Source organism: Lactobacillus sp. (genome assembly GCF_051873315.1).
Taxonomy (GTDB): Bacteria; Bacillota; Bacilli; order Lactobacillales; family Lactobacillaceae; genus Lactobacillus.
The window spans coordinates 1-25,992 of sequence record NZ_JBJEES010000092.1 but is presented as its reverse complement, the minus strand read 5'-3'; the positions used below and the strand labels follow the sequence as shown (position 1 = coordinate 25,992).

The following is a 25,992-nucleotide window of genomic DNA, read 5'->3' as shown; positions in this document are numbered from 1 at the left end:
ATGGCAGCGATTGAGATCAAGAACGTGAAAAAAGTTTACGGGCAGGGGGATGCAGCGACGGTTGCCCTAAAGGGGGTCGACTTCAGCGCGGACACTGGCAACGTGGTTCTGTTGATGGGACCAAGCGGGGCCGGGAAGAGCACCCTGCTGACGATTATGGGCGCCTTGCAGAACGCGACGAGCGGGCAGGTGGAAATCGACGGCCAGGATATCAGCCAGTTGAAGGAGAAGGACCGCAGCCGCCTGCGTTTGAACAAATTGGGCTTTGTTTTGCAGGCCTACAACCTGGTGCCTTACTTGACGGTTAAGGAACAATTCCAGCTGGTGGACAAGGTGAAGAAGACCGGCAACTTGAGCCAGGAAGAATTAAAGGATCTCTTGGCTGACCTGGGGATTGAGAACCTGGTCAAGAAGTATCCGGAAAACCTGTCAGGCGGGCAGAAGCAGCGGGTGGCAATCGCCCGGGCCATGTACGCCAACCCGAAGATTTTGCTGGCTGATGAGCCAACGGCATCACTGGACAGTGAACGGGTGGAAGAAGTCGGCCGCTTGTTTAAGAAGCTGGCTAAGGACCACGGGAAGGCGATCATTTTGGTCACCCACGACCCGCGACTGGAAAAATACGCTGACCACATCTATGACATGATGGACGGGCAGCTGACGCAAAGAAAATAAGATCAAAAAGGCTCCGCTCAGGCGGGGCCTTTTTTGACCGGATACGAGGAAAAACGACCGGATTTGAATTTTTGGCAGAAAAAATCTGGAAAAAGAGTATGCTTAAATAAGAAAACGAGTAAGAAATGTGAGGTCGTTAGGGATGGAAAAATTATACGAAATCTACACAGACGCTGCCGAAGACAGTTTTGAAGTTGGTCGCCTCTTGTTTGAAGAAAACGACTGGCAGCTCTACTTGACTTTGGATGAGCTGGGCCGGGATGATTCGCTGCTCTTGATCAGAAAGTCAGCGGTCACGCGGCTGCTGGATCAATCGGATTATTTGGCAGAGATCCAGCGCCGGCGGAAGCTGCTGACGCAAAAAGGCCTGGCAGATCCTTTCAAGCTGGAAGACAAAGCTAGCATGATCAAGTCAGTTGAAAGCTTTATGGACTTATTGCCCGGGCAGGTTGTGTATTTTGGCCTGGAAGGCGAAGATTACCAGCAATGGGGATATATCGATGAAATTTCTGCCGGTCATGTTAATTTTGCGGCATATCCATCTGGCAAATACCAGCCATTTGCAGGAAAAGTTGCTGTCAGTCAACTCCGGCGGTTAGCCGCTTTCTCCGGTGAATGGCTGCTGGACAATCCTAAGACGCGGGATACTGAAGGTACAACTGTAGATGGTTTGCGTGAAGTTCATCTGAAAGAAGATCCAGCTTCATTCGCGGTTGGCCGGCTCTTGTGTGCTGATGACGACTTCAGCTTGTATTTGACTGTCGACGAAATTGGCAGGGATGACTCATTGCTGCTGGTTAAGAAGACGGCAGTTGACAGAGTAATTGATAAGTCAGAGTATTTGCAAGATATCAGCCGCTGCCGGCGCCAGCTTAAGGAAAGAGGATTAGAAGATCCATTTGAAGTTCAAGGCAAAGCAGCAAACATCAAGCAAATGCAGGACTTCTGGCAATTAGCTGCCGGGCAAGTCGTATCCTTTGTTATGAAGGATGAGGAAGAAGCAGAATATGGCGTCTTGCAGAGCAAGGAAGGGGATGCCTTAAGCTTTGAGCAATACCCGTCTGGCAAGTACGAGACTTTTGCTGGCCAGATCAACCTGGCTGAAGTTGGCCGCTTGGAAGCCTTTGGCGGAGAATTGACTTTGGAAAATGGCAATTGTTAGCGGGAACATGTAGTAAATCTACCATCAAAATGATAAACTAGACAGTGATGATTGCGCTTACATATTTTAGTCTGAATATCATTTTGAGGTTGATTTATGTTTAGAATTTTTGATTTGCTAAAGAGCAGGGCCCGGCTGAGCAAGGTTCTGGCTCCGGTCCAGGGCAGGCTGTTCCCGCTCGAGGACGTCAACGATGAGATTTTTGCCAGCAAGGGACTGGGTGAGGGCTTCGCGGTTCAGCCGTCTAGCGACTTGATCTACGCTCCCTTGAACGGCACGGTTACTTCCTTGTTTCCGACCAACCATGAGATCGGCATCCGGACCAAGGAAGGGCTGGATCTCTTGATCCACCTGGGCTTGAACACGGTAGAGCTGGGCGGGGGCGGCTGCGACATTTTAGTTGAAGCCGGCCAGGAAGTTAAAAAGGGGCAGCTATTGGCGACCATGAACCGCAAGCTGCTCCGCGGGCTTGGCTATGATGACACGGTGATCGTGACTTATACCAACGACCAGATCCTCAAAGGTGTCTCGGCACCGGTTTTCTTTAGGAAGATCAATGCCAAAAGAGCGGTCCAGACGATCAGCTACCATTAATTTAGATGAAAAAAGGCGTGAACGCTGCAGGGATGCGGGTTCACGCCTGTTTTAATATGCTTTTTTACAAGTTCGGATCCATCTGGAAGCTGAGCGGGGAATCGCCCGTCTGCTGGGTAATCAAGCTGCTGATCAGCTTGTTGTAAATATCCGTCACCGTCTTGGCCATCTTGGCATTGGCCTCATCCGCGATCGCTGTGGCCTGGCTTGGGTCAGCATGCAGCTTCTGGTCGTATTCATACCGCAAGCGCAGGACCTTTTCCTTGGCTTCAGTCTGGGCATTAGCCAGTTCCTTGCCGTACTTGCCCCAGTCCCGGTCAACCAGGACTCCGGCCAACTTGAAGATCCAGTAGGCAGAGTTCGGGCTGTAGTCGACCTTGCCGTTGCCCCACATGTAAGGCACCTTGGTCCCCTGCGGGAAGAAGGGAATGTAGACGCTCTGCGCCGTAACCCCCATGGCCAGCCAGTGGTACATGTCCTCGCCCTTAAGCTGCAAGAGGTGGGATTCCTGGGTCGTTGCCACCCCAATCGGCCGGAAGGTCGCCTGGCCCTCGTTCTTTGGGTTGGTCAAGTCGTAATCCGTGTCGCTGTAGTGGCTGGCCAGCACCGCCTGGGCGTCCTGGATACTCAGCGGCCGGTCCGCCTTTTGAATAAATGGTAAGTCAAAAGATTGCGGCTCTTGCTTAACTGATGGGGTCAGCAGCTTCTGCCCGTACCAAACCCGCGGGGTGTTGTAGTGCAGGTCGCTCTCGCTTCTCGTGCCAAAAATCTCCCGCCAATTGAACTTGGCTTCCCGTGGCCAAAGCTGGTGGTCATAAACGAACTCCTGCAGACCGGCTGAATAAAGGAAGTTGGCTGGATCGTTAAAGTCGATCTCCTGAATTGACAGCTGGTTGGCCACTACCGTGTAGGAGTCATCCGGAATTCTCTGGGCAACCCAGTGGTGGCCTGACCCGATTTCCAAGTACCAGGCCTCGTCTCTGTCCGCAAACAGAATCCCGTTTGATTCAGCAGCCCCGTACTTTTCCACGATCTCGCCCAAGCGCTTGACCCCTTCTTGCGCCGTCTTGACGTAAGGCAAAACGATGGTTACCATGGCTTCTTCCAAAAGGCCCTTTTCGGTATCAAAGGGGTCGATGGCCAGAACCCGTTCGTTGGCATAAGCACTTTCCGTAGCACTCATCGCCACATGGAATTCATTGATTCCGTCTTCTTCAAAAAGCCCGTACTTTTTCGTCCATTCTGGCGTGGATGAATATGCAAAGGCTTCCTCCGGCAAGTCAATTGTGAACTTGTTATCATGTGACTTGAAAGTCTGGGCTCCTTCTTGCCGCTGGTGGAAGGCCAGGTGCTTAGGCCAGGCCGTCCGTGAGTCCTCGTTGCGGCCGATAATCACGCTGCCGTCAAGGCTGGCCTTTTTCCCGATCAAGATTGAAGTACAGGATGAACGTCCGTGTGTAGTCATAAATTGTCCTCTTTTCTCCATTTGCTTTTGTTTAAATTTTACCTTATTTTGCCTTCCCCGGCAGACAAGCCGCCTCATCTTCTTAACTTTTCCCTAAAAATACGCCTGTCCCTAAATATTGTGCTAATATATAAATTAGTACGAATAAACGTTTTTTATAGGCTGGGTAGTCTTGATTCATTAGCTTAGTCTAATAAAGTCCAGTGTAAAAAACGTTTTTTGTTAGGAATGAAGTATTAAAAGTGTTAGCAGAATATGATGAAATTAGGTGGAGTAAATGATGGCCAGAAGGAAAGAAATTAATCGCGAGCGAATATTGGACATCGCCTACAAGAAGGCCTTGACCAACGGGATCGAGAACCTGACCGCCCGCAGCATTGCCCAAACTGGCCACTTTTCAACCCAGCCGATCTATTTGGAATTTAAGAACATGGATGGCCTGCGCAAGGAAGTGCTTAAGCGCGTCTCCTACACCTTGCGCGATGAAATCCTGCAGAAGAAATTTATTGATGAGCCCTTATATGATGTCGACTTGTCCTACCTGCAATTTGCCCGCGACCACCGGAACCTGTTCTCAACGATTTTCGTCAATGGTGAATTCGGCGATGACTTGATCCGCGACATTTTGATGGATTTGGGCCGCAGCAAGCTGCATGAGCAGTACCAGCGCGATTTTGACTCTGACTTGGAGAAGCGCGTGATTGCCCTCAACTGGATCATCACCAACGGCCTGGCTGTAATGCTGGTCGATGGCTTGATTGACTACGACCAGGACAACTTTGTCCGGATTATCAGGCGGCAGCTGGAGACCCTTTTTTGACCGCTAATCCATTAAAAAAATCCTTCTATCGATTGGCTCTTTCTATCCTTGTAATTTTTTCACAAAAAGCCTGCTGAAATCCCTTTAATTTGGGTATAATAAGGGGAGTAATGGAAAATCTGAAAGGTGGTTTTTATGAAAGTTTTAGCTCTTAACGGATCTAACGCTGACAAGTCTTACAACGAAATGCTGCTGAAGTTCATTGCCAAGCACTTCGCTGATAAGTATGATTTTGAATTCGCGACCGTGAAGGGGTTGCCGATGTTTAAGGAAGGCCAGGAAGACCCGGCCGACGTGGCCAAATTGAGTGAGCAAGTTGCCGCCGCTGACCTGGTTTTGATCGGGTCACCGGAACAACAGCACTCAGTAACCAGTGCTCTGAAGAGTGCCCTGGAATGGCTGTCAACCAACTCCCACCCGTTTAATGGCAAGCCGGTTGTTGTTGTGTCAACTTCACCGCTGGCCCAAGGGGCTGCCCGGTCACAGACCAAGCTGAAGACGATTTTGGCTTCCCCAGGCCTGCACCCAGTTGTCTTCAACGACGACGAATTCATGATGGGCGGGGCAGCTTCTGCCTTTGACGAAAATGGCGATTTGAAGATTTCCGGCACCGTTGACTTCCTGGAACACTTCTTTGACGAAGTCGACGCCTGGTACGCACAAATCACGAAGTAAGTGGGGGGATTGCCAAATGAAATTATTAGCTATTGTCGGAACTAATGCCGATTTTTCTTTCAACCGTCTGCTCTGCCAGTTCATCGCCAAGCGCTTTGGCGATAAGGCGGAAATCGAAGTCGCTGAAATTGGCGACCTGCCAGCCTTCTACAAGGAAGGGCAAGCTGACGCCAGAGTTTCTGCTTGGCGGGAAAAGGTTGACCAGGCTGACGGCTTGATCATCGCTACTCCAGAATACGACCACGGTATCCCAGCCGCTTTGAAGAGTGCTTTGGAATGGCTGGGCAGCCACGCTGGCAGCAAGGTCATGGCCTACAAGCCAGTTTGCGTTGTAGGCGTGTCCTTGGGCGGCCAAGGCGCTTCCCGCGCCCAGGAAGATGCCCGGGAAATCCTGCTGTCACCAGACATGACGGCCAACGTTTTGCCAGGCAACGAATTGCTGATCGGCCGGGCTTACAGCAGCTTTGACAAGGAAAGCGGCGACCTGGTTGACGAAGCTTCAATCGCCCAACTGGACAAGGTCATGGAAGCCTTCTTTGCTTTCGTAGAACAAGCTAAGAAGTAAGGACGAAAAAGCAAAAATCTAAAAACAAGGCGGTGGCTTGGCGCTTCCGCCTTGTTTTGGTTTAAAATTGTAGGGAGAAAGTGAAGGAGGAGAAAAAGATGGCAATGGAGCTTTTACCCTTGAAAACGGTCCGCAATCCGCGGGACCTTGGCGGCTATACCGGCTTTGCCGGCAGGAGGATCAAGGCCGGACTTTTGCTGCGGACCGGGATGGTCGCGGCGATCAGCGAGGAGGATGCTGACTATTTGCGGGCCCGCGGGGTCAAAACCATCATCGACCTCCGTTCTCCCCAAGAGTGCCGCAAGCGGCCGGACAAGCAGCTGGCCGGCATCCAGAACGTCAATATTCCCGTCAACAGCCGGGACCAGACCAAGGCAGCGGCCAGCCTGGCGGAATTAGCCAAGCAGTATAGCTTAGACCCCTTGGCGGGCTTCCGTCACATGGTGGAGAGCTACCGGCTGATGGTGACGGAAAAGCACGCCCAGGCGGCCTTTGGCCAAGTGCTGGCTTATCTTGCTGAAGCAGAAGGCGGGACCATCTACCACTGCTCAGAAGGCAAGGACAGGACGGGCCTGGCGACCGTCTTTTTGCTGACAGTCTTAGGGGTTGACCAGGAAACCATCCGCCAGGACTATCTTTTATCTGCTCCCTGTCTTAACGGCTACCGGGCCAAAAGGGACAAGGAAGCCCGGGAAAACGGGGAAAGCCTGGTTCAGCGGGCCAACCTCCGGTCACTGGGCACGGTGAACAATGAGTACTTAGACAGCGCCTTGATCACCATCAACCAGGAGTACGGCGGCATGGAAGCCTTTTTGACCCGGCAATTGGGCGTCAGCTCGGCCCTCCGGGACCAGCTCCGGGCCAAGTATCTAGAAGAGTAAGGATTTTTAAAAATGGAAATCATCAAATACATATCAACTGACCAAGTCATGGCCCAGCACAGGGCCATGGGGACCCACATCAGCCTGCAGATCTACGGGGCAAGGGAAGACCCGGAAAAGATCCTGGACCAGACCAAGGCCTTGATCGACCACTTTGAAGACCTGCTGACGGTCAACCGCAAACCGGATGACCCCCGCTACGGCCTTTCAGAAGTCACCAGGGTCAATGATCAAGCAGGCAAGGAGCCTGTCCAGGTCTCCAGCAGCGTTTACGGCTTGATTAAGCTGGCCGTTGAGACCAGCCGGGAAAACTTCGGCTTTAACGCCTTGATTGGCCCGCTCGTCAAGCTCTGGTCCATCGGCTTTAAGGACGCCCGCGTGCCAAGTGACGCGGAAATCAAAGAGAAAATGAAGCTGATCGATCCTTGGCAAGTCGAATTAAACGACGATGACCACACGGTCTTTTTGAAGCAGGAAGGCATGGAGCTGGACTTGGGCGGGATCGCCAAGGGCTGGACGGCCGACCGGATCCGGGACCTCTGGCGGGCCTACGGGGTCGAAGCCGGCATCATCAACTTAGGCGGCAACGTCCTCTTCGTCAACCCTTGCCCAAAGCGGGCCAACGGGATGTGGACGGTAGGCGTCCAAGATCCATTGAAGCCGCGGGGAGAAAACATCACGGCCATGATGATCCCGGAATGCTCCGTGGTCACCAGCGGGACTTACGAGCGCTTCTTGGAAGTGGATGGCCACAAGTACCACCACTTGATCGACTCCCGGACCGGCTACCCGGTGGAAACCAACATTGCCGGGGTGACGACCTTCACCAAGAATTCCGTTGACGCGGAAATTGAGTGCAAGCGCTGCTTCTTTGCCGGTCAGCCAATTGCTGGTTGGGTCAACCGCCGCCGCTTAGGCGCCGTTTACGTTTATAACGATGAACGGGTAGAAAAAGTCGGCCTGGATTACTAAAAGAAAACGAAAGCAGCCTCACCTTCTGGTGAAGCTGCTTTTTTTAGGCAGTGGTCCGGCTGACGCTGAAGAGAGTCTTGAAGACCCCGGTTGACAGACCAGGCGTGTCGTTGACGATGAAACTGAGCAGCTGGGAATCGCTGATCATCTGGCTCAGCTGGCTGACGCCGACTGAGTTGAGGATGGACAGGACCACGTACATGAAGAAGTAGGAGGCCACGAAAGAAACGATGGCCCCGGCAATGTGGTCCAAAGTGGCCGTGAAACCAGTCTTGGTCTCCTGATCCGGCAGCCAGGCCTTGAAGATCTTGGCCACCTGCTTGAGGATGAAGAAGAGGGCGAAGAAGGCCCCGAAGCGGCAGGCCTGCAAGACCATGCTGGAGTCCCCCGCCTGTCCTTGGACGAACTGGGTGTAAATCAGATTGCCGATTGGGTTTTGCAGCATGATGGCCAGCATGAAGACCAGACCAGCGAAGATCAGGTTGACGATCCGCTTGGAGAAACCTACGTGGTAGCCCTTGTAGGTCTGCCAGGCAATATAGAGAATGACGAAAATAACTAAGAGCATCTTTTTATCCTTTGTTTTTAGCTGTAATTTTCCAAGGATTATTTTTGACCTTCAAGCAAAAATAATCCATAATTGTTAAGATAGTTTGTGTAACATTTTTTTGCGCAAGATTGCTTTTTGCGTTACATTTAAGGGTGTGAAACACAGTTTCACAGGTGAAAGAATGAATCCTGAACTTTTTGCAGAAACATTGTCAAAATCTAATTTTAAGTTGTCTCCTGTCCAAGAGCAACAATTTAAAACATATTTTAAGGAATTGGTCCGGGTCAACGAACATGTCAACCTTACCCGGATCACGGACGAAGACGAGGTCTACCTCAAGCACTTCTACGACAGCGTGACCCCGCTTTTGCTCTGGCCGGAGGTCTTTAGCGAAGGGGCCAAGCTCTGCGATGTCGGGGCCGGAGCCGGCTTTCCGTCACTGCCGATCAAGATTCTCCGCCCGGACCTGGAAGTCACCATCGTTGACTCTTTAGGCAAGCGGCTGAACTTCTTGTCCGACTTGCTGGAGAAACTTGGCATTGAAGGCGTGAACTTGGTGCACGGCCGGGCCGAAGATGTAGGGCAGAACCCGGACTACCGGGAAAAGTTTGACCTGGTAACCGCCCGGGCCGTGGCCAGAATGAGCGTTTTAAGCGAATACTGCCTGCCCCTGGCCAAAGTCGGCGGCAAGTTCCTGGCTTTAAAGGGCCCGCGGGCTGACGAAGAGCTGGAAGACGCCAAGAATGCCCTGAAGAAACTGGGCGGCGAAGCTGTCTTCAGCCGGGTCTTCACCTTGCCGGGCAGCGATGAAGAAAGGACCCTCGTCCTGATTGACAAGGTCAAGGCAACTCCGGGCAAGTACCCGCGCCAGGCAGGCACGCCGAACCGGAAACCCTTGTAGTTTTTTGGAGGTTCCCAAATGGCTTTTGGTTTTTTCCATCGAAATGAAATTCCCCAAAACAAGCAGGTCCAGGACCTGCCTTTAGCGGAAATCCATCCGAACCGCTACCAGCCAAGAAGGACTTTTAGCGACGATTCCATCCAGCAATTGGCCCAGACCTTGCAAGAAGAAGGGCTCTTGCAGCCGATCATCGTCCGCCTGGACCAGGGCGGCTACGAAATCATCGCCGGCGAGCGCCGTTTCCGGGCGGCTAAGAGCCTGGGCTGGGAAAAGATCCCGGCCATCGTGAACAATCTCGATGACCAGCAGACCGCTTCTTTGGCCTTGATCGAAAACCTGCAAAGGGAAAACCTGAACCCAATCGATGAGGCCCAGGCTTATGAGCAATTGATGGAGCTCAACGACTTGACCCAGACCCAGCTGGCCCAGGACATCGGCAAGTCCCAGTCCTACGTGGCCAATAAGCTCCGCCTGCTCAAGCTGGCCGAACCCGTGCAAGAACTTTTGGCCAAAGGCGACCTTAGCGCCCGCCACGGCCGGGCCATCTTGGGCTTAAGCGAGGAAGACCAGGTGAAATTGGCTAAGGAGGTCACCGAGCAGGGCCTCAGCGTGAAAGAGACGGAAGAGCGGGCAGCCAAACTGGCCAATCCTAAGCCGGTTGTTAAAAAGAAGCCGGTGGTCCGCTATGACCGGGATATGCAGCTGCAGATCAACACGATCAAGCAAGCAGTCAAACTGGCCAAGGAATCCGGCGTGAAAGTCAAAGTCACCGAGGCTAAGAGCCCGGATGAATACCAGATCACCATTGTGATGAAGAATCAGAGAAAGAAAAAGGAGGACTAGCATGGGCAGCGTCATTGCAGTCGCCAACCAGAAGGGCGGCGTTGGCAAAACCACGACGACCATCAATTTGGCCGCTTCCATTGCTAAGAGAGGCTACAAGGTATTGATTGTCGACATTGACCCGCAGGGCAATGCCACATCAGGCTTGGGGATTGAGAAGTCAACCATCGAGTATGACATCTACAATGTCTTAATCGATGAAATCCCGATTGCCTCAGCCATCAAGCCGACCAGCAGCAAGAAGCTGGACATCGTGCCGGCCACGATCAATCTGGCCGGGGCGGAAACCGAGCTGATCAGCATGATGGCCCGGGAAACCCGCTTGAAGGGGGCCATTGAAGACCTGGGCGACAAGTACGACTTCATCTTTATCGACTGTCCCCCTTCTTTGGGGCAATTGTCCATCAACGCCTTTACGGCCAGCCAGTCGATTTTGATTCCGGTTCAAAGCGAATACTACGCTATGGAAGGGCTGAGCCAGCTGCTCAACACCATCCGCTTAGTCCAGAAGCACTTCAACAAGGACCTGGGCGTGGAAGGGGTCCTTTTGACCATGCTGGATGCCCGGACCAACCTGGGGGCTGACGTGGTTCAGCAGGTCAAGGAATATTTCGGTGACCGGGTCTACAAGACGATCATCCCGCGGATCACCAAGCTGGCCGAAGCGCCAAGCTATGGGGAGGCAATCACGGAATACGCGCCAAGTTCGCGCGGGGCCAAGGTTTATGATGACTTAGCAAAAGAGGTGCTGAAGGCTCATGGCAAGAGACTCAAGAAATAAGAAACAGGAAAAGAAGAAGGGCGGCCTGGGCCGGGGCTTGGGAGCGCTTTTTGAAGAAGAGCCCCAGGTAAAGCCGGCCGAGGAAATCGAAGACCTGCCTCTGGCAGAAGTCCGGCCCAACCCCTACCAGCCGCGGAAGAACTTCGACGAAAAGAAGCTGGCCGAACTGGCCGAATCCATCAAGGAAAACGGGGTTCTGCAGCCGATCATCGTCCGCCGGTCAGTCGGCGGCTACGAAATCATCGCCGGTGAGCGCCGCTGCCGGGCTTCGGAATTAGCCGGCCAGGCTACCATCCCGGCCATCATCCGCCAGTTTGATGAAAGCCAGATGATGGAAGTGGCCATCCTGGAAAATCTGCAGCGGGAAGACCTGACTCCTTTGGAAGAAGCCCAGGCTTATGAAATGCTGCAAAAGAACCTGGGCCTGACCCAGGAAGAGGTTTCCAAGAAGATGGGCAAGTCCCGTCCTTACATCACCAACTACCTCCGCCTGCTCACCCTGCCGCAGAAGACCAAGGGCCTTTTGCAAAGAGGGGAATTGTCCATGGGCCAGGCCAGAACTTTGCTGGGCTTGAAGGACAAGGACAGAATCGATGAACTGGCCAAGCGGGTGGTCAAGGAAGGGATGCCGGTCCGCAAGGTCGAGGCGCTGGTAGCCAAGATGAACGAGCGCGGGCAGAAGCAGAAGAAAAAGAATGCCGGCAAGTCGGCCTTTGTCCGGGCCAGCGAAAGCCAATTGGCGGCCAAGTTCGGCTCGCCGGTAAGCATTACGGAAAACAAGACGGGGAAGGGGCACTTGTCAATTGACTTCGCTTCTCCGGATGAATTGAACCGGATTCTGGATTTGTTAGGTGTGAATCTCGATGACTAAAAACATTACTTTTGACTTGGCGGACACGGTTGAAATGAAGAAGCCCCACGCTTGCCAGACCAACAACTGGGAGGTCCTGCGCCTGGGTGCCGACATCCGCCTCAAATGCATGGGCTGCGGGCATGTGGTCATGATGCCGCGAGCTGATTTCAACAAGAAGGTCAAGAAGCTCTTAGCCAAGAGCAATGATCCCGTCAACCTGAAGAGCGATTTTTACGTGCCAAAGGAAGACATCGCCCGGCCAAATTTCGGCTAGGCATTGACTAATCTGGCCAAAAGGCCAAGAATTAAACACGCAAGCAAGAAAAAACAAGAAAGAGGAATTACAAAATATGGCTTTAACTGCTGGTATCGTCGGTTTGCCAAACGTCGGCAAGTCAACTCTGTTTAACGCAATTACCAAGGCGGGCGCGGAAATGGCCAACTACCCATTCGCGACTATTGAACCAAACGTAGGGATGGTTGAAGTGCCGGACAAGCGCCTGGCCAGAATCCAGGAACTGATCCCGGCCAAGAAGGTCGTTCACACGACTTTTGAATTCACTGACATCGCCGGCTTGGTCAAGGGGGCTTCCAAGGGTGAAGGCCTGGGCAACAAGTTCCTGGAAAACATCCGCCAAACCGACGCCATCGTGCACGTGGTCCGGGCTTTTGACGATGAAAACATCACTTCCGTCTCCGGCAAGGTTGACCCGGAAGAAGACATCGACACCATCAACCTGGAACTGATCTACGCTGACCTGGACTCAGTTGACCGCCGGATCGGCAAGGTGCAGAAGATGGCCCAGCAAAAGGACAAGGAAGCCATGGCTGAATACAATGTCCTGCAAAAGATCAAGCCAGTTCTGGAAGCCGGCGACCCGGTCCGGTCCATCAAGTTCAATGACGACGAAGCCAAGATCGTCAAGGGTCTCTTCCTCTTGACTTCCAAGCCAGTCATTTACGTGGCCAACATCGCTGAAGAATCCATGGCTGATCCGGAAAGCGACAAGTACTACCAAATCGTCAAGGCTCACGCCGACAAGGAAGGCGCCGGCTGCCTGGGCATCTCCGCGGCTATCGAAGAAGAAATCGCTGGCCTGGACGATGAAGAAAAGGCAGAAATGCTGGCGGCTGAAGGGGTCGAAGAATCAGGTTTGGACCGTTTGATCCGGGCTGCCTACCACCTGCTGGGTCTTAGAACCTTCTTTACGGCTGGGGGCAAGGAAACCCGGGCTTGGACCTTCCACCAGGGCATGAAGGCGCCGCAAGTCGCCGGGGTCATCCACTCCGACTTTGAACGGGGCTTCATCCGGGCCGAAGTCGTTTCCTTCGAAGACCTGGACAAGTACGAAAGCATGCAGAAGATCAAGGAAGCTGGCAGAGTCCGCCTGGAAGGCAAGGACTACGAAGTCCAGGACGGCGACATCATCGAATTCAGATTTAACGTATAAGACAGGAGACAGAAGTGAGCGAAGAAAAGCAAGTTAAGAACGCTTCTCAAGCCAAGCTGCAAAAGCAGGGGCAGGCAGAAGCCAAGACGGAAAGCATCAAGCAGGAGAACCCGGAAGAACTCCGGGGGAAATTGTCCAACAAGAACAAGGACTACATCTACCGCTTGAAGAAGGAACTGGTTGCCGGGGGCTTGAGCGAAGGCGACGCTGACGGCAAGATCGACAGCCTTTTGCCGGAAATCTACGACGCCCAGATCAAGGGGCAGCCGGCCAACGTTTTGTTTGGCGCGGCGCCAAAGCTGAAGGCCAGCCAGATCCTGCACCCGGTCGTTAAGCCGGAAAAGGTGCCAGACAAGCTGGTTGCCCTGGACGGGGCCCTCTTCTACACGGCTATGCTGACGGTTTTGTTTGGGGTCTTGCAATTGTTCACGGACAACAGCAAGTCCACATCCTCTGGTTCCGGGATCGTGACCTTGATCGTGATGGGTCTGGCCATGGGCTGGTACTTCACCAAATACAACTCCTGGATGCAGCCTGACCCGAAGACCGGCAAGCCGGCCTGGGGCAAGGTGATCTGGGGCCTTCTGGGGTCACTTTTGATCATCATGCTGATCGTCTTTGTCCTCTCAATTCCGGCCTTGTCCGTCATCAACCCGGTTCTGCCAGGCTGGGCTGACATCCTGGTGGCCGCTGTTGCTTACGGAATCCGCTGGCTGCTTCGCCGCCACTACGGGATTGAAGGGACCTCTCTCAGCCCGGATAAGCTGACCATGAAGAAAAAGTAAATCAATAGCGTGCTTTTTATTTTAAATGGGTGTAAAATAAATAGCTGATAATTAAAGAACAAATAGATGCTGAGCATCTATTTGTTTTTGTTTGACGATTTTTTATAAAAAGCAATGAAAAAGGAGGTCATCAATGCTTAAGACTTTATTGAAGTCCGTCCGCCAGTACAAAAAAGAGACGCTCTTGTCTCCTTTGTGCGTGGTCGTCGAGGTCTTCATTGAAATGTATATCCCGTATATCATGGGACTCTTGATTGACAACGGGATCAACAAGGGCGACATGGACTACGTGCGCAAGATGGGTCTGTTCACCATCCTGCTGACCCTGGTCTCCCTGGTTCTGGGGGCCAGTGCCAGCTACTTTTCAGCCCACGCGGCAGCCGGCTTTACCGCCAACCTCCGCCAGGACATGTTCTACCACATGCAGGACTTCTCATTTGAAAACATTGACAAGTTCTCCAGCGCCAGTCTGGTGACCCGGCTGACGACCGACACCAACAACATCCAGCAGGCTTACCAGATGAGCATCAGAATGGCCGTCCGGGCACCGTTTATGATGATCATTTCGCTTGTCATGGCAGCGACGATCAGCTGGAAATTGACCCTGGTCTTCCTTGTGGCCGTTCCTGTTTTGGCTTTTGCCATGATCTTGATCATCAAGAATGCCCGGCCGTACTTCCCGAGAATCTTCCGGGCTTATGATGAACTGAACCGGAAGGTCCGGGAAAACATCCGCGGGGTCCGGGAAGTCAAGACCTACGTCCATGAAGAAGAGCAGATTGAGAACTTTGAAAAGTCCACTAGCAAGATCTACAAGCTCTTCAGCCGGGCCATGTTCATCATGGCCTTCAACGGCCCGGTCATGACTTTAATGATCGATGCCGTCATGCTGGCCCTGTCCTGGTTTGGGGCAAAACTGATCGTGGGCCACGAACTGGCAACTGGCCAGCTGGTTTCCATGTTCTCTTACACCATGTCCATCTTGATGTCTTTGATGATCCTGTCCATGATCTTCACCCAGCTGATGATGGCCCAGTCAAGCGGGCACCGGGTAGCTGACGTTTTGACGGCTAAGCCGACCATCGTCAACCCGGCCAAGTCGCCTTTGACCAGCGTTACCAACGGGGAAATCGTTTTTGACCACGTTGACTTCAAGTACGACAAGGAAGACGCCCACTACGCCTTAAAGGACATCGACCTGCGGATCAAGTCCGGGGAAACCCTGGGGATCATCGGGGAAACCGGATCCTCCAAGTCAACCTTGATCTCCATGATTCCCCGTCTTTACGACGTGACCGGCGGGGCAGTCAGAGTCGGCGGCCACAACGTGCGCTCTTACGACCTCAAGACTTTGCGTGACAACGTGGCGGTCGTTTTGCAAAAGAACGTCCTCTTCTCCGGCACCATCAAGGACAACCTCAAGTGGGGCAATGAAAACGCCAGTGACGAGGAAATCGTCCAAGCAGCCAAGATTGCCCACGCTGACGGTTTTATCCGGGAAATGCCGGACGGCTACGACACCATGGTCGAACAAGGCGGCAACAACGTTTCCGGTGGGCAAAAGCAGCGGATCACCATTGCCCGGGCTCTTTTGAAGAAGCCAAAGATCTTGATCTTGGATGACTCTACCAGTGCCGTTGACACTAAGACCGAGCGGGAAATCCGGGAAGCCTTGAAGCGGGACCTGCCGGAAACGACCAAGATCATCATTTCCCAGCGGATCGTGTCCATCAAGGATGCTGACCGGATCGTGGTCATGAACCACGGGCAGATCGAAGACGTCGGAACTCACGATGAATTGATCAAGCGCAACGACTTGTACTCATCCATCGCCAAGTTCCAGGAAGAAAACAGCAAGTAGGTGATAATCGATGACTAAAAAACAAGCTCAGCAACCATCACAAATGCAGACCTTGAACCGCCTGCTGAAGTACGTCTACCGGGTTAGTCCGGCATCTTTGATCATTTCCCTGGTCTCCGTGATCATCAGCGCGGCAGCTTCTGTTGTCGGCTCCTTGTTCATTGAACAGGTTATCGACCGCTATATCACGCCCATGCTCAAGCAAAAGAGCCCGGACTTCGGCCCTCTGGCTCATGCAGTTTTGCTCATGGCCGGCGTTTACGCCATCGGTCTGGTAGCCAACTACCTTTTCACCTTGCTGATGATGGTTTTGTCCCAGCAGGTGCAAAAGCAGATCAGAAATGAAATGTTTAGCCACATGCAGCGGCTGCCGATCGCCTTTTTCGACCAAAACGAATACGGCGACATCATGTCCCGCTACACCAACGACATCGACACCTTGATGCAGATGATTTCTCAAGCCTTGCCGATGTTCGCCAACTCGGTCTTTACCGTGGTCTTCGTTTTGGCGGGGATGTTCTACCTCAGCTGGCAATTGACCCTGGTTTCTTTGGCAGTGGTCCTCCTGTCTTTGGGAGTTGTCCGCTACCTGACCAAGAAGTCCAGCTACTACTTTGACCAGCAGCAAAAGACTTTGGGGCTGGTCAACGGCTACAACGAAGAAATGCTCAACGGCTTGAAGGTCATCAAGGTCTTCTCCCATGAGCCAGAAGCCAAGGCGGACTTTGACAAATACAACGAACAGCTGCGGGTTGCCTCAGGCAAGGCCAACACCTATGCCACCATCTTGTTCCCGATCATGGGCAACATCGGCAACCTGCTCTACGTTTTGATTGCCTTGATCGGCGGGGCGGCTATCTTAGCCGGCAATATTCCGCTGACCTTGGGGGCACTGGCTTCCTTCATGCAGCTGTCCAAGGCCTTCATCATGCCAATCGCACAGATTTCCCAGCAGCTGAACGCTATCGTTTTAGCCATTGCCGGGGCCCGGCGGATTTTCCAGGTCCTGGATGAAAAAGTTGAAGTCGACGATGGCCAGGTCACTATCGAAGAAAAGCCAGGCGTCAAGAATGCCTGGCAGTGGAAGGTCCCAACTGAAAACGGCTTTAAGTACGTCCCAGTCAAGGGGCACATCGTCTTTGACCACGTCAACTTCGGCTACGTGCCAGGCAAGCAGATCCTGCATGACATCTCCCTTGATGCCAAGCCAGGCATGAAGGTGGCCCTGGTCGGGGAAACCGGGGCCGGGAAGACCACCATCTCCAGCATGATCAACCGCTTCTATGAAATCAATTCCGGCACGATCACTTACGACGGCATCGATATCATGGATATCAAAAAAGATGACCTCCGCAAGTCCGTCTCCATCGTTTTGCAGGAAACCCACATGTTTACCGGCAACGTTATGGAAAACATCCGCTTCGGCCGGCCTGACGCCTCGGATGACGACGTCTACCAGGCAGCCCGCCTGGCCCGGGCCGACGAATTCATTCATGACCTGGATGACGGCTATGAAACGGTCATTGACGGGGGCGGCGGTGACCTTTCCCAAGGGCAGCTGCAGCTGCTTTCCATTGCCCGGGCCATGATTGCTGACAAGCCGGTCATGATCCTGGACGAAGCCACCAGTTCCATCGACACCCGGACTGAGCGCCTGGTGCAAGCCGGGATGGACAACCTTTTGGCTGGCCGGACCAGCTTTGTCATTGCCCACCGTTTGTCCACCATCGTCAACTCCGACTTGATCATGGTCCTGGACCACGGCCGGGTCCTGGAAGCCGGCAACCACGACCAGCTTTTGGCCAAGCAGGGCTACTACTACGAGCTCTACACCGGTAAAAAAGAAATCCAATAAGGGCGAATCTTATGTTTTGCTAAAATCCAAGTTTGAGCGTACGTCAAAGTACGCTCTTTTTGGTATATTGGTTAAAATAAAGGTTACAATATAGGTTAGATAAGTTTGGAATAGAAGAGGTTTAGCAGATGAAAATTCTCGTTGTCGACGATGACCACGAAATCGTGGAACTCTTAAGCATTTATTTGAAGAATGAAGGCTATGAGCCAATTGCCGCATATAATGGCAAGGAAGCCCTGACCAAGCTCTCGACCACGCCGGATATTGCCTTGATGATTCTGGATGTGATGATGCCGAACATGTCAGGGATCGATGTGGTCAAGGAAGTCCGCAAAGATTCCGATATTCCGATCATCATCGTCAGCGCCAAGACCGGCGACATGGACAAGATCCAGGGGCTCATCACCGGGGCTGATGACTACGTGTCCAAGCCGTTCAATCCCCTGGAAGTAATGGCCCGGGTCCGGTCCCTTTTGCGCCGCAGCCAGAAGCAGGTCAAGGAAGAAGAACCTGACGTTCTGGAAGTTGGTCCCTTGATCATCAACAAGGACTCCCATGAGGTCAAGACGGTCGAAGGCAAGGAAATTCAGCTGACGGCCCTGGAATTCGGCATTCTCTACCTTTTGGCCAGCCACCCCAACCGGGTCTTCTCAGCTGATGAGATCTTCGAGCGGGTCTGGCAGCAAGAGTCCATCGTTAGCGCCAAGACGGTCATGGTTCACGTTTCCCACTTGCGGGACAAGATCCAGAAGGCCACCGATGGCGAGGAAGTCATCAAGACTGTATGGGGTGTAGGTTACAAGGTTGAAGCCTAAGCAAGATAAAAAAGAACAGCAAGTCGTCCAGGGCAAGCGGCCCCGGGTCAAGCTGACCGCGGCTGAAAAGAGCGAGCTTTTCGCGGAAGGCGTGGTGACAATCATCATCATGCTGCTCTTGAACATGTCCGTCATCATCCTTTACCATTTGGCGGTCCTGCAGGACAAGAGCTTGGTCAACGGCATCTATTTTTTGAAAAGAACAATGACGATCGGGCCAGGCTACCATATCTGGTCCTGGGAAAGAATCGGGATCATCATGATGGGAATCGCCGACGTCGTCGTCTTATACTGGCGCTTGATCCGCCGCTACCACCAGATGCAGTTGCGGCACATCATTTCTGAATTGCACTATATCGCCAACGGTCACTTTGACCACCGGATTTCCTTTAGCGTCAATACTGACATGCAGAAGGTGATCGACTCCATCAACTCCCTGGTTGACTCAACTGTGGGGGCGATCAATGAAGAAAAGGCGATCGAACAGTCAAAAGACGAATTGATCACCAATGTTTCCCACGACATCCGGACTCCTTTAACCAGCATCATCGGCTACCTGGGCCTGCTTAAGAACGGGGCAGTGACCAGCCAGGAGGACATGCTCAAGTACATCAATATCGCCTATGACAAGGCTGAGCAGATGAAGTCCCTGGCCAATGACCTTTTTGAGTACACCACCTTGAAGTCGACAAAGACCAAGCTGAACGTGACCCCAATCAATATCAAGGGCATGATGGAGCAGGTGGCGGCCGGCTTTGAACTGGAAGCTGAAAAGAAGGGCATTGCCTTTAACGTTAAAGCCCGGCCGGACGACTTGATCGTCAACGCCGACGTGGAAAAGCTGGTCCGGGTCTACAACAACTTGATCTCCAATGCCTTGAAGTACGCGGCTGGGGCCAGCCGGATCAACCTGGTGGCCAACCTGATCAACCATGAGCAGGTTGAGCTGCGGGTGGAGAACAACGGGGAACCGATTCCCAAGGATAAATTGAAGAAGATTTTTGACCGCTTCTACCGGGTGGAAAGCTCGCGCAACACCAAGACCGGCGGTACGGGCTTAGGCCTGTCCATCGTCCAGGGGGTCGTTGAATTGCACGGGGGAACGATCCGCTGTGAATCAAACAAGGATTGGACCAGTTTTATCATTCTCTTGCCCCGGGATCCCCAGGCCAATAACTTCGCTCATAGACCTGTGGTATAATTTGAACTGAATCTTAATTGACAGTGAGGAGTAAAAATGAGCATCTCATTAAACACCTGTATTTTAATCTTGAAAGAACACCACCTGCTCAAGTCCAGTGCCGTCCAGGACACTGTCCAGAGCCGGATGGAGGCTGTTTCTTATGACTCACGCGACGTCCAGAACAACAGCCTCTTCTTCTGCAAGGGGGCGGGCTTTCGGCCAACCTACCTGACCATGGCCAAGGAAAACGGGGCAATTGCCTACGTGGCTGAGCAGCCATACCCGGAAGGCACGGGGATGCATGCCTTGATCGTCCGCAACGTGTCCAAGGCGATGGCTCTTTTGTCAGCTGCCTTCTACCGCTTCCCGCAAGACGACCTCTTCCTGGTCGGCTTTACCGGGACCAAGGGCAAGACCACTTCCGCCTACTTCTTAAAGGGGATGCTGGACCAGCTCAACGGCGGCCGGACCGCTCTTTTGTCCTCAGTCAACAACATCCTCGGGCCAGCTCCGGAAGACACCTTTAAGTCCAGCTTGACCACGCCGGAATCACTGGACTTGTTCAGAGACATGCGGCGGGCAGTGGACAACGGCATGACCCACATGGTTATGGAAGTGTCATCCCAAGCCTACAAGAAGAGCCGGGTCTTTGGCCTGACTTACGACCTGGGCTTCTTCTTGAACATCAGCCCGGACCATATCGGGGTCAACGAGCACCCGGACTTTGAGGACTACCTTCACTGCAAGCTGCAGCTTTTGGTCAACTCCCGCAAGTGCATCATCAACGCGGAAACTGACCGCTTCGCCGATGTCTACGCGGCAGCAACGACCACGACCAACCCGGACAGCATCTACCTGTTTGCCCGGGACGGCTTTGAAAACCCGGATCTGAAGAAGCCGATCGACTTCCGCTACAAGTCTGTGGAAACTGACCTGGCTGAAACCAAGTTCACCTTGACCACAGCTTCAAGCAAGGCCCGCAAGCTGCCGATCTCTGGTGAATACACCCTGCAGATGATCGGGGACTTCAACGAAACCAACGCTACCGGTGCTATCATCGGGGCTGGTTTAGCCGGGATGAGCTACGAAGACTGCGCTAAAGGTATCCGGCACGTGACCATCCCAGGCCGGATGGAAACCGTCACTACCCAAAAGCACGGTTTGATCGTGGTGGACTATGCCCACAACAAGGCCTCCATGCTGGCTTTGATGCGCTTCATGCGCCGGGAATTCACCAACCCGCGGGTCATCGTCGTTGTCGGCGCGCCTGGGGACAAGGGGATTTCCCGCCGGCCGGGCTTCAGCGAAAGCTTGACGGCTGAAGCTGACAAGGCCTACCTAACTACGGACGACCCTGGCTTTGAAAGTGCCCAGGACATCTGTGAGGAAATCGATGCCGGGATCGACCACTCCAAGTGTGAAACGGTTATCGAACTGGACCGGGAAAAGGCCATCAAGGAAGCTATTTCCGAAGCTGGCCCAGACGACGTGGTCCTGCTCTGCGGCAAGGGGGCTGACGCCTTCCAGAAGGTTCGCGGGGTAGACACCCCATATGCCGGCGACATTGTCATCGCCCGGCAGGTGGTCCAGGAATTAGAAAAGTAAGGATTGATATTATTTGAAGCATTTCTTCAGCATTATCGGCGGGATGGGGACCATCGCGACCGAAAGCTATGTCCGCTTGATCAACCACCGGGTCAAGATCAGCAAGGACCAGGACTACTTGAACTACATCCTGGTCAACGATGCCCAGGTGCCAGACCGGACGGCCTACATCAAGGACCACAGCCAGCCGAATTTTTTCAATGCGCTTAAAGAAGATGTTTTAGGCCAGGCCAAGCTGGGGCCGGACTTCATGGTCATGCCCTGCAACACGGCCCACTACTTTTACGACGACCTGGCGGCCTTGACCGACATTCCCTTCCTGCACATGATGCGGATTGCCGTGCACAAGTATGCTGACCAGTACCCGGACAGCCCGAAGATCGGCTTGATCGCGACTGAAGGGTCAATTTACGACCACCTTTATGAAGACGAGATCCACCGGATCGGCCGGGAAGTCGAATTCGGAGGTCCGGAGATCCAGCCGATGGTGACGGAATTGATCTACCGGGACATCAAGGAGAAGGGGATCGTTGACAAGGAGCTCTACCATGAGATTCTCCGCAAGATGCACGACGACTATGGCTGCGACGTGATCCTGCTGGGCTGCACGGAACTTTCCTTAGCCCAGGAGCAGGCGCCGGACCACCCTTACCAGGTGATCGACCCCCAGTCGATCATCGCTGACGTGACGATCGAACTGGCTCTGGCGATCAGAAACGGGCAAGATCCCCGCCAGGCCTGCCAGAAATATCTATATGACTAAATAAAAGACCAGGAAGCCCTGGCCTTTTTTGCTTTGTTTTTTTGTGTTCAGTCAAAAACAGCCAAATTTTTAGAAAAAGCGCTCATTTTTGACGGAAAATGATTGCTTTTGACCGAGAAAGCCTTTACAATATATATCGAGGTGAGATAAAGATGCTGACGGAAGAACGGCAACAAATGATTGCCCATTATGTAGACGAACATCAGATTTGCCGCGTAACGGAACTTTGCCGCTTGACCTCGACATCTGAGTCGACGATCAGACGCGATCTGAGTGAAATGGAAGACCGGGGCCTGCTTAAACGGGTCCATGGCGGAGCGCAGAGCCTGCAGGCCTTTGGCCAGGACGTGGCTCAGCAGATCCGCTTCAATCTGAACAAGGAAGACAAGCTGGCCATTGCCAGGCTGGCCGCCAAGAAGGTGCACCCGCACGACTATCTCTTTTTGGACGCGGGGACGACCATTTATGAAATGGTTCCCTTCTTAAAAGAGATCAGCGGCCTGCATGTGGTGACCAACGGGCTGGAAACAGCCCTGGCCCTGACTGACGCGGGAATTGACTGCTGCCTTTTAGGCGGGCACGTCAAGCGTCAGACCCACGCGGCCATTGGCGCGACCACTGTCTCCCGCCTGCAGGAACTGAACTTCAACGCGGCTTTCATCGGTGCCAACGCCTTGAGCCCGGCCGGCTTTTTGACCACGCCGGACACTGAGGAAGCTGCCGTGAAGAGGACAGCTATCCAGCAAAGTCAGCAGGCTTTCGTTTTAATCGACCGCAGCAAATTTAACGCGGTAACTTTTGCCGAATTCGCCAAGACCGACCAGGTGACCATTATCAGCCGTCTGGAAGCAGGCGACCGGGAGAAATTGCCAGTAAATATTCAACTTGAGGAGGCTGAATAATGATTTACACCGTGACTGTCAACCCAGCTTTGGACTATGTTCTGCAACTGCCAGAAGTCAAGGACGGGGAGACCAACCGGTCAAGCGACACCCAGTTCCTGGCTGGGGGCAAGGGGATCAACGTTTCCCAGATTCTTAACCAATTAGGCGTGGACAACACCGCCTGGGGCTTTGTCGGCGGCTTTACCGGCGAAGAACTGATCCGCCAATTGAACGTCAAGAAGATCAACAGCGACTTCGTAAGAATCAGCGACGACACCCGGGTGAACGTTAAGATCCACGCCCAGGTGGAAACTGAAATCAACGCGGCTGGTCCGAACATTACCGACCAGGAAGTCGCAGCCTTCAAGTCCCGCCTGGACGACCTGGAAGCAGGTGATGTCGTTGTTTTGAGCGGCAGCCTGGCACCAAGCCTGCCAACTGACTTCTACGAAAGCCTTTTGCCTTTGATTCGGGAAAAGGGAGCGGAATTCGTTGTTGACACGACTGGTGAAGCTTTGCTTCGGACTTTGAAGTTCAACCCATTGGTCATCAAGCCAAACCACCACGAACTGGCTGACCTCTTTGACACTAGCTTCTCATCAACTGCCGACATGCTGGAAGCAGCCAAGAAGCTGCAGAAGATGGGTGCCCAAAACGTCATGATCTCCATGGCTGGCGAAGGTGCTTACCTGGTAACTGCTGACCACGTCTACCACGCTAACGCGGCCAAGGGTACGGCGGTCAACTCAGTTGGTGCCGGGGACTCCATGATTGCCGGTTTCGTCGGCACTTGGTTTGAAAAGCACGACGCTGCTGAAGGCCTCCGGGTCGGCAGTGCCTGCGGCGGGGCTACGGCCTTCACTGAAGACATCGCGGTCAAGAGCCAAATCGACGCTGTTTTGCCGCAAATCAAGATCGACGTCGTTGAATAAAGGGAATAAAAAGTAACAGAGTATTTTTAGTAACTGAGGAAATAAAGATGCGGATTAAAGATATTTTGAGCCCAGAGTCCATGATTATGGACTTAAAGGCCACCACCAAGGACGACGCCATCAATGAAATGGCCGACTTGGAAGTAGCTACGGGCATCGTCAACAACAAGGAAAAGTTCGTTGAATCCATCTGGGCCCGGGAAAAGGAATCCACTACCGGGATCGGTGGCGGGATTGCCATGCCTCACGCCAGAAACGAATACATCAACAAGGCCCGGGTGCTTTTTGCCAAGAGCGAAAAGGGCGTGGACTTCGACTCATTAGACCAGCAGCCAGTCCACCTCTTCTTCATGATCACTGCCCCAGCTGGTGCTGACAACACCCACTTGCAAGCCCTGGCTAAGCTGAGCAGCCTTTTGATCAACCCTGACCTGGTTGAAAAGCTGAAGGCAGCCAAGACTCCTGACGAAGTTATCGACCTCTTCAGCCAGGCAGAAGCTGACAAGGACAAGGAAGACGCTGAACGTGAAGCCAAGCTGGCCGCTAAGAAGGAAGCGGAAGCCAAGAAGGCTGAAAGTGAAGACGAAAAGCCATTGATCGTTGGCGTTACTGCCTGCATCAACGGGATCGCCCACACTTACATGGCTGAAGAAGCCTTGATCAAGGCCGGTGAAAAGCGCGGCGTTGAAGTCCGGATTGAAACCAACGGTTCAGAAGGCGTTAAGCACGAACTGACTGCTGACGAAATCAAGCGGGCTAAGGGTGTTATCATTGCTTCCGACAAGCAGGTCAAGATGGCCCGCTTTGACGGCAAGGAACTGGTTAAGCACCCAGTTGTTGACGGGATCAATAAGCCGGACCAACTGGTTGACGACATCCTGTCCGGCAAGGGCAGCGTTTACCACGCTGAAGCCGGTGAAGCAAACGAAAGCACTTCAGCAAGCAACGGCGGCGTATGGTCAACCATCTACCGGCACTTGATGAGCGGGATTTCCCACATGCTTCCGTTCGTTATCGGCGGTGGTATCTTGATGGCCATCTCCTTCTTGGTTGAACAATACATGGGTGGTGCCAAGAGCCCGGCCTTCATCTTCTTGAACAGTGCTGGTAACCTGGCCTTCGCCTTCATGGTTCCAGTTCTGGCCGGCTACATCGCTGAATCAATCGGTGACCTGCCAGCCTTGATGCCAGGTTTCGTCGGTGGCTTCATGGCCTCAATCACCAACTCATCCTTGGGTGGTTCTTACGCTGTTAACGTTAACGCCAAGGCCGCTTCACCAGCCGGCTTTTTGGGCGGGATTGCCATCGGTTTCATCGCCGGTTACTTGATCCTGGGCCTCAAGAAGCTCTTCGCTAAGCTGCCAAAGAGCGTTGAAGGTATGAAGCCAATGCTTCTCTACCCAATCTTCGGCCTGCTCCTGGTTGCCTTGATTATGTACTACATCGTCAACCCAATCTTCGGTGCCTTGAACGCGGTTATTACCAACTTCCTGAACGGCATGGGCACTGGCAACCTGGTTCTCTTGACCACTGTTTTGGCCGGCATGATGAGTATCGACATGGGTGGTCCTTTCAACAAGGCCGCTTACGTCTTCGCTTCAGGTGCCTTCGCCAACGACCCGACTTCCAAGACTTCAGCTATCTTGATGGCTGCTGTTATGGTCGGTGGTATGGTAGCCCCATTCGCGACTGCGATCGCTACTACTTTCTTCAAGGACAAGTTTACTGAAGACGAACGCCGGGCCGGCGTTTCCAACTGGATCCTGGGCTTCTCCTTCATCACTGAAGGGGCCATCCCATTCGCCAGTGCTGACCCGCTGCACGTTATCGTTTCATCAATCATCGGCAGTGCTGTCGGTGGGGCCCTGGTAGGTCTGTGGCACGTCGGCGTGCCTGCACCTCACGGCGGTTTCTGGGTTATCGCTCTGTCAACCAACTGGCTTGGCTACCTGGGCGCCGTAGCTATCGGCTCAATCGTTGCTGCTTTGATCTTGGGCTTCTGGAAGAAACCAATTGACCAAAAGAACTAATTTTCTCAAAAAAAGAACTCGGATTTTTCCGAGTTCTTTTCTACTCTAAGTCAAGTGTTATCAACGATTTTAGGCAATTTTATTTTGAAAT

At 53.1% G+C, this 25,992-nt stretch carries 26 protein-coding genes; 24 read left to right on the top strand and 2 right to left on the bottom strand.

What is annotated here, in order from left to right; translation table 11 throughout:
* The 3 genes from ACI32D_RS05525 to ACI32D_RS05515 all read left to right on the top strand — a co-directional run bounded on the left by ACI32D_RS05525 (position 1) and on the right by ACI32D_RS05515 (position 2,431).
* Positions 1-675, top strand: a complete 675-nt coding sequence (locus ACI32D_RS05525) for an ABC transporter ATP-binding protein (RefSeq protein WP_439775610.1) — start codon at positions 1-3, stop codon at positions 673-675.
* A gap of 142 nt (positions 676-817) precedes the next feature.
* Positions 818-1,837 carry a hypothetical protein gene (locus ACI32D_RS05520; RefSeq protein WP_439775609.1) on the top strand — a complete coding sequence of 340 codons (1,020 nt, stop codon included), beginning with the start codon at positions 818-820 and terminating at the stop codon, positions 1,835-1,837.
* A 96-nt stretch (positions 1,838-1,933) separates the two neighbouring features.
* On the top strand, positions 1,934-2,431 hold the full coding sequence (locus ACI32D_RS05515) for a PTS sugar transporter subunit IIA (protein ID WP_439775608.1): 498 nt from the start codon (positions 1,934-1,936) through the stop codon (positions 2,429-2,431).
* A 64-nt stretch (positions 2,432-2,495) separates the two neighbouring features.
* Here ACI32D_RS05515 and ACI32D_RS05510 read toward each other — a convergent pair whose 3' ends face one another.
* Positions 2,496-3,896, bottom strand: coding sequence for a C69 family dipeptidase (locus ACI32D_RS05510; RefSeq protein ID WP_439775607.1), 1,401 nt, complete (start codon positions 3,894-3,896; stop codon positions 2,496-2,498).
* Positions 3,897-4,173: 277 nt separating this feature from the next.
* Between ACI32D_RS05510 and ACI32D_RS05505 the strand changes: the two genes are divergently transcribed.
* From ACI32D_RS05505 to ACI32D_RS05485, 5 genes are all read left to right on the top strand, one after another.
* Positions 4,174-4,716, top strand: coding sequence for a TetR/AcrR family transcriptional regulator (locus tag ACI32D_RS05505; protein WP_439775606.1), 543 nt, complete (start codon positions 4,174-4,176; stop codon positions 4,714-4,716).
* A 135-nt stretch (positions 4,717-4,851) separates the two neighbouring features.
* Positions 4,852-5,391, top strand: a complete 540-nt coding sequence (locus ACI32D_RS05500; RefSeq protein ID WP_439775605.1) for an NAD(P)H-dependent oxidoreductase — start codon at positions 4,852-4,854, stop codon at positions 5,389-5,391.
* A gap of 16 nt (positions 5,392-5,407) precedes the next feature.
* The gene (locus tag ACI32D_RS05495) at positions 5,408-5,956 is read left to right on the top strand and encodes an NADPH-dependent FMN reductase (RefSeq protein ID WP_439775604.1); all 549 of its coding nucleotides are present in this window, start codon (positions 5,408-5,410) and stop codon (positions 5,954-5,956) included.
* A gap of 98 nt (positions 5,957-6,054) precedes the next feature.
* Positions 6,055-6,837 (top strand): tyrosine-protein phosphatase, encoded by a 783-nt coding sequence (locus tag ACI32D_RS05490; RefSeq protein WP_439775603.1) that lies wholly within the window; start codon positions 6,055-6,057, stop codon positions 6,835-6,837.
* A 12-nt stretch (positions 6,838-6,849) separates the two neighbouring features.
* A complete protein-coding gene (locus ACI32D_RS05485; protein WP_439775602.1) occupies positions 6,850-7,809 on the top strand; it encodes an FAD:protein FMN transferase in 960 nt (319 codons plus the stop codon).
* A gap of 43 nt (positions 7,810-7,852) precedes the next feature.
* Here the strand turns inward: ACI32D_RS05485 and ACI32D_RS05480 are convergent, their stop codons facing one another.
* Positions 7,853-8,377: a CvpA family protein gene (locus tag ACI32D_RS05480; RefSeq protein WP_439775601.1), complete on the bottom strand. Its 525-nt coding sequence runs from the start codon at positions 8,375-8,377 to the stop codon at positions 7,853-7,855.
* A 163-nt stretch (positions 8,378-8,540) separates the two neighbouring features.
* Here ACI32D_RS05480 and rsmG point away from each other — a divergent pair, with 163 nt between their 5' ends.
* From rsmG to ACI32D_RS05400, 16 genes are all read left to right on the top strand, one after another.
* A complete protein-coding gene (gene rsmG / locus ACI32D_RS05475; protein ID WP_439775600.1) occupies positions 8,541-9,260 on the top strand; it encodes a 16S rRNA (guanine(527)-N(7))-methyltransferase RsmG in 720 nt (239 codons plus the stop codon).
* An 18-nt stretch (positions 9,261-9,278) separates the two neighbouring features.
* The gene (noc, locus tag ACI32D_RS05470; RefSeq protein WP_439775599.1) at positions 9,279-10,103 is read left to right on the top strand and encodes a nucleoid occlusion protein; all 825 of its coding nucleotides are present in this window, start codon (positions 9,279-9,281) and stop codon (positions 10,101-10,103) included.
* Between the two features lies 1 nt (position 10,104).
* Complete coding sequence (locus tag ACI32D_RS05465; RefSeq protein WP_439775598.1) at positions 10,105-10,884, top strand: ParA family protein; 780 nt, start codon at positions 10,105-10,107, stop codon at positions 10,882-10,884.
* Positions 10,862-11,755: a ParB/RepB/Spo0J family partition protein gene (locus tag ACI32D_RS05460; protein ID WP_003624700.1), complete on the top strand. Its 894-nt coding sequence runs from the start codon at positions 10,862-10,864 to the stop codon at positions 11,753-11,755. Before ACI32D_RS05465 ends, ACI32D_RS05460 begins: the two co-directional genes overlap by 23 nt.
* Complete coding sequence (locus ACI32D_RS05455; protein ID WP_439775597.1) at positions 11,748-12,011, top strand: DUF951 domain-containing protein; 264 nt, start codon at positions 11,748-11,750, stop codon at positions 12,009-12,011. The genes ACI32D_RS05460 and ACI32D_RS05455 overlap by 8 nt, the downstream gene beginning before the upstream one ends.
* Before the next feature lie 76 nt (positions 12,012-12,087).
* Positions 12,088-13,188, top strand: a complete 1,101-nt coding sequence (gene ychF, locus ACI32D_RS05450) for a redox-regulated ATPase YchF (RefSeq protein WP_439775596.1) — start codon at positions 12,088-12,090, stop codon at positions 13,186-13,188.
* Between the two features lie 14 nt (positions 13,189-13,202).
* Positions 13,203-13,973, top strand: coding sequence for a DUF1129 domain-containing protein (locus ACI32D_RS05445; RefSeq protein WP_439775595.1), 771 nt, complete (start codon positions 13,203-13,205; stop codon positions 13,971-13,973).
* Between the two features lie 133 nt (positions 13,974-14,106).
* A complete protein-coding gene (locus ACI32D_RS05440; protein WP_439775594.1) occupies positions 14,107-15,834 on the top strand; it encodes an ABC transporter ATP-binding protein in 1,728 nt (575 codons plus the stop codon).
* Between the two features lie 10 nt (positions 15,835-15,844).
* Positions 15,845-17,689: an ABC transporter ATP-binding protein gene (locus ACI32D_RS05435; protein WP_439775593.1), complete on the top strand. Its 1,845-nt coding sequence runs from the start codon at positions 15,845-15,847 to the stop codon at positions 17,687-17,689.
* Between the two features lie 128 nt (positions 17,690-17,817).
* The gene (locus tag ACI32D_RS05430; protein ID WP_201330739.1) at positions 17,818-18,504 is read left to right on the top strand and encodes a response regulator transcription factor; all 687 of its coding nucleotides are present in this window, start codon (positions 17,818-17,820) and stop codon (positions 18,502-18,504) included.
* Positions 18,494-19,705: a sensor histidine kinase gene (locus tag ACI32D_RS05425; RefSeq protein ID WP_439775592.1), complete on the top strand. Its 1,212-nt coding sequence runs from the start codon at positions 18,494-18,496 to the stop codon at positions 19,703-19,705. The genes ACI32D_RS05430 and ACI32D_RS05425 overlap by 11 nt, the downstream gene beginning before the upstream one ends.
* A gap of 36 nt (positions 19,706-19,741) precedes the next feature.
* Positions 19,742-21,292, top strand: coding sequence for a UDP-N-acetylmuramoyl-L-alanyl-D-glutamate--2,6-diaminopimelate ligase (locus ACI32D_RS05420; protein ID WP_439775591.1), 1,551 nt, complete (start codon positions 19,742-19,744; stop codon positions 21,290-21,292).
* Between the two features lie 13 nt (positions 21,293-21,305).
* On the top strand, positions 21,306-22,055 hold the full coding sequence (locus ACI32D_RS05415) for an aspartate/glutamate racemase family protein (RefSeq protein WP_439775590.1): 750 nt from the start codon (positions 21,306-21,308) through the stop codon (positions 22,053-22,055).
* Between the two features lie 152 nt (positions 22,056-22,207).
* A complete protein-coding gene (locus ACI32D_RS05410; RefSeq protein ID WP_439775589.1) occupies positions 22,208-22,957 on the top strand; it encodes a DeoR/GlpR family DNA-binding transcription regulator in 750 nt (249 codons plus the stop codon).
* Entirely contained in the window at positions 22,957-23,871 is a 915-nt protein-coding gene (gene pfkB, locus ACI32D_RS05405) for a 1-phosphofructokinase (RefSeq protein WP_439775588.1), read from the top strand. The genes ACI32D_RS05410 and pfkB overlap by 1 nt, the downstream gene beginning before the upstream one ends.
* 47 nt (positions 23,872-23,918) lie before the next feature.
* On the top strand, positions 23,919-25,901 hold the full coding sequence (locus tag ACI32D_RS05400; RefSeq protein WP_439775587.1) for a PTS fructose transporter subunit IIABC: 1,983 nt from the start codon (positions 23,919-23,921) through the stop codon (positions 25,899-25,901).
* Positions 25,902-25,992 lie beyond the last annotated feature (91 nt).

What these genes read in the sequence shown, in the direction of transcription:
- ACI32D_RS05400 (WP_439775587.1), top strand. Translation starts at nt 23,919, where the DNA reads ATGCGGATTAAAGATATTTTGAGCCCAGAGTCCATGATTATGGACTTA.
- ACI32D_RS05435 (WP_439775593.1), top strand. Translation starts at nt 15,845, where the DNA reads ATGACTAAAAAACAAGCTCAGCAACCATCACAAATGCAGACCTTGAAC.
- ACI32D_RS05485 (WP_439775602.1), top strand. Translation starts at nt 6,850, where the DNA reads ATGGAAATCATCAAATACATATCAACTGACCAAGTCATGGCCCAGCAC.
- noc (WP_439775599.1), top strand. Translation starts at nt 9,279, where the DNA reads ATGGCTTTTGGTTTTTTCCATCGAAATGAAATTCCCCAAAACAAGCAG.
- ACI32D_RS05440 (WP_439775594.1), top strand. Translation starts at nt 14,107, where the DNA reads ATGCTTAAGACTTTATTGAAGTCCGTCCGCCAGTACAAAAAAGAGACG.
- pfkB (WP_439775588.1), top strand. Translation starts at nt 22,957, where the DNA reads ATGATTTACACCGTGACTGTCAACCCAGCTTTGGACTATGTTCTGCAA.
- ACI32D_RS05480 (WP_439775601.1), bottom strand. Translation starts at nt 8,377, where the DNA reads ATGCTCTTAGTTATTTTCGTCATTCTCTATATTGCCTGGCAGACCTAC.
- ACI32D_RS05410 (WP_439775589.1), top strand. Translation starts at nt 22,208, where the DNA reads ATGCTGACGGAAGAACGGCAACAAATGATTGCCCATTATGTAGACGAA.
- ychF (WP_439775596.1), top strand. Translation starts at nt 12,088, where the DNA reads ATGGCTTTAACTGCTGGTATCGTCGGTTTGCCAAACGTCGGCAAGTCA.
- ACI32D_RS05505 (WP_439775606.1), top strand. Translation starts at nt 4,174, where the DNA reads ATGATGGCCAGAAGGAAAGAAATTAATCGCGAGCGAATATTGGACATC.
- ACI32D_RS05510 (WP_439775607.1), bottom strand. Translation starts at nt 3,896, where the DNA reads ATGACTACACACGGACGTTCATCCTGTACTTCAATCTTGATCGGGAAA.
- ACI32D_RS05430 (WP_201330739.1), top strand. Translation starts at nt 17,818, where the DNA reads ATGAAAATTCTCGTTGTCGACGATGACCACGAAATCGTGGAACTCTTA.
- ACI32D_RS05520 (WP_439775609.1), top strand. Translation starts at nt 818, where the DNA reads ATGGAAAAATTATACGAAATCTACACAGACGCTGCCGAAGACAGTTTT.
- ACI32D_RS05420 (WP_439775591.1), top strand. Translation starts at nt 19,742, where the DNA reads ATGAGCATCTCATTAAACACCTGTATTTTAATCTTGAAAGAACACCAC.
- ACI32D_RS05455 (WP_439775597.1), top strand. Translation starts at nt 11,748, where the DNA reads ATGACTAAAAACATTACTTTTGACTTGGCGGACACGGTTGAAATGAAG.
- ACI32D_RS05525 (WP_439775610.1), top strand. Translation starts at nt 1, where the DNA reads ATGGCAGCGATTGAGATCAAGAACGTGAAAAAAGTTTACGGGCAGGGG.
- rsmG (WP_439775600.1), top strand. Translation starts at nt 8,541, where the DNA reads ATGAATCCTGAACTTTTTGCAGAAACATTGTCAAAATCTAATTTTAAG.
- ACI32D_RS05460 (WP_003624700.1), top strand. Translation starts at nt 10,862, where the DNA reads ATGGCAAGAGACTCAAGAAATAAGAAACAGGAAAAGAAGAAGGGCGGC.
- ACI32D_RS05495 (WP_439775604.1), top strand. Translation starts at nt 5,408, where the DNA reads ATGAAATTATTAGCTATTGTCGGAACTAATGCCGATTTTTCTTTCAAC.
- ACI32D_RS05500 (WP_439775605.1), top strand. Translation starts at nt 4,852, where the DNA reads ATGAAAGTTTTAGCTCTTAACGGATCTAACGCTGACAAGTCTTACAAC.
- ACI32D_RS05515 (WP_439775608.1), top strand. Translation starts at nt 1,934, where the DNA reads ATGTTTAGAATTTTTGATTTGCTAAAGAGCAGGGCCCGGCTGAGCAAG.
- ACI32D_RS05465 (WP_439775598.1), top strand. Translation starts at nt 10,105, where the DNA reads ATGGGCAGCGTCATTGCAGTCGCCAACCAGAAGGGCGGCGTTGGCAAA.
- ACI32D_RS05490 (WP_439775603.1), top strand. Translation starts at nt 6,055, where the DNA reads ATGGCAATGGAGCTTTTACCCTTGAAAACGGTCCGCAATCCGCGGGAC.